Below are 6,673 nucleotides of genomic sequence, written 5' to 3' on the forward strand. Positions count from 1 at the left end.
GCCCGGAGGTCCGGGCAGGGGCGGCGTCGTACGGCGGTAGCGGGGCCGGTCAGCCCTCGCCGTTCAGGTTGATCGCGACGGTGCGCTCGGCAGAGGTCTTGCCGAGCAGCGCGCCCTGCATGGCCTGGGCCACGTCGGTCGAGCTGACCTGGTGCTTCTTCCCGTCGGCCTTGGTGATCATGACGCCGTCGAAGACGCCGTCGAGCAGGGTGTCGATCGCCTCCCTGTCGTAGACCGCGACCAGCTTGCCGTCGACCGGCTTCATGGACAGGATCTGCGGCAGGGACCTGGCGGGGCCGAAGTCGATCTCCTTCGGCCCGGCCTTGATGGTGATCAGACCGGACATCGCCGGCTCGGCGAACTCCTTCATCGCCCGGTCCAGTTCGGCCTTGGTGATGGTGGGTTCGGTGGCAGCCACGGGCAGTTCGACGACGGCCGGCTCACCGGTCTGGACCTGCGCGCGGTAGGCATCGCGTACGGAGATCATCGACCGGTTGACGTCCAGCGACTTCCCCGCCTTGCCGGGAACGGCAACGGCCTTGTTCGGCTCGAACTTGATCGTGCCGTCGTTGGCGGAACCGGACACGCCCGCCAGGTCGGTCAGCGCGACCCCGAGCTTCTCCTCGTCGACCGGGATCACCGGGTCGGCGGGGCGCGCCCCGCCGAACAGGGAGCCGATCACCGAGACCGGGTTGTAGTCGCTGCCCGCGGCGCCGCGGACGGTCTCCTGGCTGTCCAGGGTGAGACCGGCCTTGTCCGGGGCGAGCTTCTCCTTCTTGCCGTCCACGGACAGCTGCAGAGGCGCCTGGGCCCGCTTGCCGAGGGCGGTGTCGAGCTTGGTGACCGCCTCCTCCTTCGTGCCCCCGCCGATGTCGACGCCGAGCACGGTGGTGCCCTTGGGAACCTCGGAGTGGTTCATCAGCAGGCCGGCGCCGTAGGCGACCCCGAACAGCACGAAGACACCCACGCCCAGCAGGACCAGCTTGGAACGGCCTTTCTTGGCGGGCGGCGCGGCCTTCGGAGCGGGCCGGGGGGCGGGAGCGGGTGCCGGGGCACCCGCCTCGCCCGGCCGGCCGCCCATGGGGCCCTCGGGCGGCCGGATCCCTCCGGGGCCGCCCGGGAACGCCGAGCGGGGCTCCGAGGGGATGACGGGGATGCCGCTGGTCAGCGTGTCTCCGGAGACATTGCCGCCGGAGCCGGACCCGGGGGCGGGCGCGGGTGCCTGCGGCGTCAGGATCGCGGTGTCGTCCGACATCCGCGGGGGTACGCCGCCGGGTCCGCCCGGCCGGGGGCCGACGGGGCCGCCGGGAGCGCCCTGGCCGGGCGCGCCGGGAAGGCGGTCGAGGTTCGGCGTCAGGGACGAACTCCCGGTGACCGGGCCGGTGGTGGGCCCGGAGGGACCCGGGCCGCCCGGCGGCCGCATGCCGGGGTTCGGCGTGGGCCGCGGACCGGCGTCGAGGTCGTCGAGGGCGCTGCGGCCCGGACGGGGGGCGCCGCCCCGGTCGCCGGGCTGCTGCGGACCGTCCGAGAAGTACGGCGAGTCCGTGCGGGGCGGCGTCGGACCGCCGGCATCACGGCCCGCGCCGGGAGGACCGCCGGCGGAGGCCCCACCGGGGCCCGGGCCGGGGCCGTGACCGGGGCCGGGCGCTCCCGGAGCCGAAGCGGCGGGAGCCGCACCGGTACCCGGGACGGGGGCCGGGGTCTTGCGCGGCGCGAACCAGTCGCTGCCGCTCTTCTCCCTGCCCGGCTTCTCGGCCGGGGCCTCCGCGGCCGGGCCGGCGTCGGGCGCCCCACCGGACGACGGCGCGGGCGCGCCGGGCCTCGGGGTGCTACCGGTCCGCTCGGATGCCGGGCGCCCGCCGGACGCGTCCGTCTCACTCATCGGCGTACGCATGACGACAGGCGGGATCGGACGCGAGCCCGGGATGTTGATCCGGATACGCGTCGTCAGTGTCGTCTCTGTTCTGGGCTCCTCGGGCTGAGGCGGGTCCGCAGGCTCCGGAGTCTCCTCCGGCCCGTCCTGAGACGGGTGCAGCGACGGATACTGGCGTGATCCGTACGGCGGCGTACCCGATGGATACGCGGCTCCGCCGCGCCCCTGGGGCCCGGAGGACGAACTGTCAGTTTCACGACTCAAAGCAGGTTCTCCCGATTGGCTCCGCCGCCCGTACTTCCCCCATGCCGCAGGCCAGGGGACGGCTCGGCGCGCGCACCACCATACTGGCCGCCGCCGTAAGACTCTCCGCGCCCGGGGGAAACAAGGATGCACCCACCGCTGCGCGGAGGGGCAATCCGGGAGCGGACATACCACATCACGTGCCAGGTCGGCCGGTGTCGTTGGCCGGATACGGCAGCCGCGACATCGTGGCACACATCACAGCCACGGCCATCCCTCCGAGCATGAAGAGTGCCAGGCCGATCTCCTGACCGAAGACGTAGTCGCCCTCGGGCCGCCCGCCGAGAAGGAGGATGACGGCGATGAACCATCCCACCGCCGGCACCAGCGCGCCCAGCTGTGTCCTGGTCAGCGCCCGGCCGCCGTAGAACAGCCCCGCCGACGCGGCGAGCGCGAGCAGCAACCCGCCCGGGAACAGGGCCGCCTGGACCAGGGTGCCGGCGAGTCCGACGGCCGCGCCCAGCACGGCGAGTCCCACGTAGAGCGGGATCCGCCGGGGGTTCGGCGGCGCCGCCAGGCCGGTGGCCTCAGGGCTCCTGGGCGGGGCGTTGGTACGCGGCGACTGTGACGAGGCGCGCTGCCTCTGCCTGCTGCTCATGTCCGTGCTCCCGGTGCGAGGGCCGCGTCCGGCACGCCCGCGAAGAGGTCGTGCTCCCGGGCACCATCGTCCCCGCCCGGGGCGCCTCGCACCAACTCGTAGTACTCGGTGGTGAAGACGGGCTGGCCGAGGTCGTTCGAAAGAGCGAAGAACGGTCCGTCCACGGCGATCTGGGTGGCGTGCGCCCGCATGGCGGCGGTCTTCGCCGCCGCGTACTCCGAGCCGTCGATCTCAGCCGTGATCTCCGCGTCGTCCACGACCCCGGGTACGTCGTCGACCGCGGCGATCCCCGGGAAGGCGTCGGGGGCGGTGTCACGCAGCCGCGCGAAGGCATCCTCGGCCACCGAGCGGGGTACCCGGTTCCAGTAGATCTTGGCGACGGTGTGCGGGGTTCCGGCGCCGGCGTCGTGCGCGGCATCGGCGGCCAGCTCCGCCGCGCGCATCGCGACGCGGTGCGCCTGGATGTGGTCGGGGTGGCCGTAGCCGCCGTCGGGGTCGTACGTGACGAGGACCTGGGGGCGCAGGGAGCGGATCACTCCGACGAGGTGGCCGGCCGCCTCGTCGAGGTCGGCGGCCCAGAAGGCACCGGGCCGGTGATTCTGCTCGGTGCCCATCATTCCGGAGTCGTGGAAGCGGCCGGGGCCGCCCAGGAACCGGTGGTCGGTGACCCCGAGCTCCCGCATCGCGGCGGCGAGTTCGCCGATTCGGTGGTCACCCAGGCCGCCGTCCCGGTCCGCGGCGAGATGCGCGAGGTCCGGTGGGATGACCTCACCCTCCTCGCCGAGGGTGCATGTCACCAGGGCGACGTGCGCGCCCTCGGCCGCGTACCTGGCCATGGTGGCGCCGTTGTTGATCGACTCGTCGTCGGGGTGCGCGTGCACCAGGAGCAGACGGCGGGCAGGGAGGTCCTTCATGGGACCACCCTACGAGCAGGCCGCTCCGCGGGCCGAACGCCCCACGGTGTCCGGGGCGCCCGGCGGCGCATCCGTCAGAATTTGATTCCCCCGATCATGCCTGCCACGTTCGACGTCACCTCCGAGATGGTCGGGGCGATCGACGAGCTCGCGAGGTAGAACCCGAGCAACATGCAGACCACCGCGTGTCCGCCCTTGAGTCCGGATTTCCGGATCAGCAGGAAGACGACGATCGCCAGCAGCACCACCGCCGAAATCGAGAGTGCCACGGCGGTTCACCTCCATCAGTACGGTCGGGACAGGCAGCACACATGGAGCCAGCAGGTTCATACCCACCGAGCGCTACGGATCATAACTATCCGTGCCGACGCATTGATCGGGGCACAGCAGCACGAGGGGCGCACGGACCGCCCGTCGCGGGCTAGGTTCGGAGCCATGACCTCGCAGAAGCTGTCTTTTCCCCGCCAGCACGCCCGGACCCAGCGGTTCACTCTCGGCGCACCCCGGGCCTTCACCGTCTCACCGGATGGGACGCGGGTGCTCTTCCTCAGGTCGGCCTCCGGCACCGACCGGACGAACCGGCTCCTGGTGCTGGACACCGGGACGGGCGAGGAGCGCGTCGCGGCCGACCCTGACGCCCTGCTGGGCGGTTCGGCGGAGAAGCTGTCACCGCAGGAGAGGGCGCGGCGCGAGCGGACCAGGGAGGGATCGGCGGGCATCGTGGGCTACGCGGTGGACGACGCAGTGGAGTTGGCGGCCTTCGCGCTCTCCGGCAAGGCGTACGTCGCCGAGTTGAGGGCGGGCACGGCGCGCGCCCTGCCGGTGCCGGGCCCGGTGATCGACCCGCGCCCCTCCCCCGACGGCCGGCACATCGCGTACGTCGCGCGGGGCGCGCTGCGTGTGGTGGGGGCGGACGGTGACGGCGACAGGCCGGTCGCGGAGCCGGAGGACGCCCACACCTCGTACGGCCTCGCGGAGTTCGTCGCGGCCGAGGAGATGAGCCGCTACCGCGGTTTCTGGTGGTCGCCGGAATCGGACCGCCTGCTGGTGGCGCGGGTCGACGACAGCGCCGTACAGCGGTGGTGGATCGCCGATCCGGCGCACCCCGGGAGCAAGCCCTCCGAAGTGGGCTATCCGGCGGCGGGAACGGCCAACGCCGAGGTGCGGCTCTTCGTGACGGATCTGGACGGGGCCCGCACGGAGATCGTCTGGGACCGGTCCCGCTTTCCCTATCTGGCGCGGGTGCACTGGTCCTCGCACGGCGCCCCGCTGCTTCTGGTGCAGGCCCGTGACCAGCGCAGCCAGGTGTATCTGGCCGTCGACACCGAGAGCGGCGTGACCCGCACGGTGCATGTCGACGAGGACGATGTGTGGCTTGATCTTTTCGCCGGGGTGCCCGCCTGGGCGCCCGACGGCCGGCTCGTGCGGGTCGCCGACGAGGGGGGCGCGCGGGTGCTCTCGGTCGGCGACCGGCCGCTCACCGGTGGCCAGCTGCACATCCAGGCGGTGCTGGACATCGGGGAGTCGGACATCCTGGTGCAGGCGACCGCGGGCGAGGGCGCCGCTGCCCCGGAGACGGGTCAGAGCCATGTGTACCGGGTCAACGAACTGGGTGTGGAGCGCGTCAGCGAGGGCGCCGGGGTGCACTCCGCGGTGCGCGCGGGAGGTGTGACGGTCCTGCTGTCGGCGTCCCTGGAGCACCCGGGAACGGCCGTGCGGGTGCTGCGGGACGGCAAGCGGATCGCCTCCGTGGCGAATCTCGCCCAGGAGCCGGTCCTGGCCGCGAACGTCCATCTGACGGAGGGGGGCGCACGGCGGATCCCGTGCGCCGTGCTGCTCCCCACCGGGTACCAGGAATCGGACGGCCCGCTTCCGGTCCTGATGGATCCCTACGGCGGCCCGCACGGCCGCCGGGTGGTCGCCGCCCACAATCCGCACCTCACGTCCCAGTGGTTCGCGGACCACGGTTTCGCCGTGATCGTCGCGGACGGCCGGGGCGCGCCGGGCCGTTCGCCCGGCTGGGAGAAGGCGGTGCGGGACGACCTCACCCTCACCCTCGACGACCAGGTCGAGGCGCTGCACGCCCTGGCCGGCAGCTTCCCGCTGGACCTCTCGAAGGTGGCCATGCGCGGCTGGTCGTACGGCGGCTATCTCTCGGCGCTCGCGGTGCTGCGCCGCCCCGACGTCTTCCACGCGGCCGTCGTCGGCGCACCGGTGACGGACTGGCGGCTGTACGACACCCACTACACCGAGCGCTATCTCGGCGACCCGGCGAAGCAGCCCGAGGTGTACGCCCGCAACTCCCTGGTGACCGACGAGGGGCTCTCCGAGCCGGCCGAGGGGGTGCGGCCGATGATGATCGTCCACGGCCTGGCCGACGACAACGTGGTGGTCGCCCACGCGCTGCGGCTCTCCTCCGCGCTGCTGTCCGCCGGACGCCCGCACGAGGTGCTGCCGCTGAGCGGGGTCACACACATGACCCCTCAGGAGCAGGTCGCCGAGAATCTGCTGCTGCTCCAGGTGGACTTCCTCAGGCGGTCCCTGGGCCTTCCCCGGCCGTGACCGGGGCTGTCACCAGCCGGGCGGCGGGGACGCGGGCGGTGGCGGGGAACCGGGTCCGCCGCCGCTCTGCGGGTAGCCGTAGCCGGGCGTGCCGCCCTGGGGGTAGCCGTAGCCCGGTGTGCCGCCCTGCGGGTAGCCGTAGCCGGGCGTGCCGGCCTGCGGGTAGCCGTAGCCGCCGTACCCATGGTTCGGCTGGTCGGTGCTCTCGAAGCCCCTGCGCGCCAGGACGAGCAGCGCCGTCGCCCCGGCGAAGGCGAAGAGGAACGAGGTGAGCATGACGAGCTGTTGCTCGGTCGGCGCCTCACCGAAGTTTTCCAGCCACTTGTTGTGGAGGTCCCGGGCGATCCCGCAGCCGCCGGAGACCAGCAGGAATCCGGCGGCGATCATGCCGAGCGGACGGGCGTGGACCGCGCGGAAGAGCGC

5 protein-coding genes and 1 pseudogene are annotated in these 6,673 nt (G+C 73.0%); 1 reads left to right on the plus strand and 5 read right to left on the minus strand.

What is annotated here, in order from left to right:
• Nucleotides 1-49: 49 nt before the first annotated feature.
• The 4 genes from ACFWFI_RS39690 to ACFWFI_RS39705 all read right to left on the minus strand — a co-directional run bounded on the left by ACFWFI_RS39690 (nt 50) and on the right by ACFWFI_RS39705 (nt 3,957).
• Nucleotides 50-1,882, minus strand: a complete 1,833-nt coding sequence (locus ACFWFI_RS39690; protein WP_387400327.1) for a hypothetical protein — start codon at nt 1,880-1,882, stop codon at nt 50-52.
• A gap of 430 nt (nt 1,883-2,312) precedes the next feature.
• Entirely contained in the window at nt 2,313-2,774 is a 462-nt protein-coding gene (locus ACFWFI_RS39695; protein WP_387400329.1) for a DUF6113 family protein, read from the minus strand.
• Entirely contained in the window at nt 2,771-3,688 is a 918-nt protein-coding gene (mshB, locus tag ACFWFI_RS39700; protein WP_387400331.1) for an N-acetyl-1-D-myo-inositol-2-amino-2-deoxy-alpha-D-glucopyranoside deacetylase, read from the minus strand. The genes ACFWFI_RS39695 and mshB overlap by 4 nt, the downstream gene beginning before the upstream one ends.
• 74 nt (nt 3,689-3,762) lie before the next feature.
• Nucleotides 3,763-3,957, minus strand: coding sequence for a hypothetical protein (locus tag ACFWFI_RS39705; protein ID WP_014154257.1), 195 nt, complete (start codon nt 3,955-3,957; stop codon nt 3,763-3,765).
• A gap of 166 nt (nt 3,958-4,123) precedes the next feature.
• On the opposite strand from ACFWFI_RS39705, the gene ACFWFI_RS39710 reads away from it, so the two are divergent.
• Nucleotides 4,124-6,250: a S9 family peptidase gene (locus ACFWFI_RS39710; RefSeq protein WP_387400333.1), complete on the plus strand. Its 2,127-nt coding sequence runs from the start codon at nt 4,124-4,126 to the stop codon at nt 6,248-6,250.
• A 9-nt stretch (nt 6,251-6,259) separates the two neighbouring features.
• Here the strand turns inward: ACFWFI_RS39710 and ACFWFI_RS39715 are convergent.
• Nucleotides 6,260-6,673 (minus strand): annotated as a pseudogene (locus ACFWFI_RS39715) (hypothetical protein); the annotation flags it as partial.

This window comes from Streptomyces sp. NPDC060209, assembly GCF_042728155.1.
In the GTDB taxonomy this organism is placed as follows: domain Bacteria; phylum Actinomycetota; class Actinomycetes; order Streptomycetales; family Streptomycetaceae; genus Streptomyces.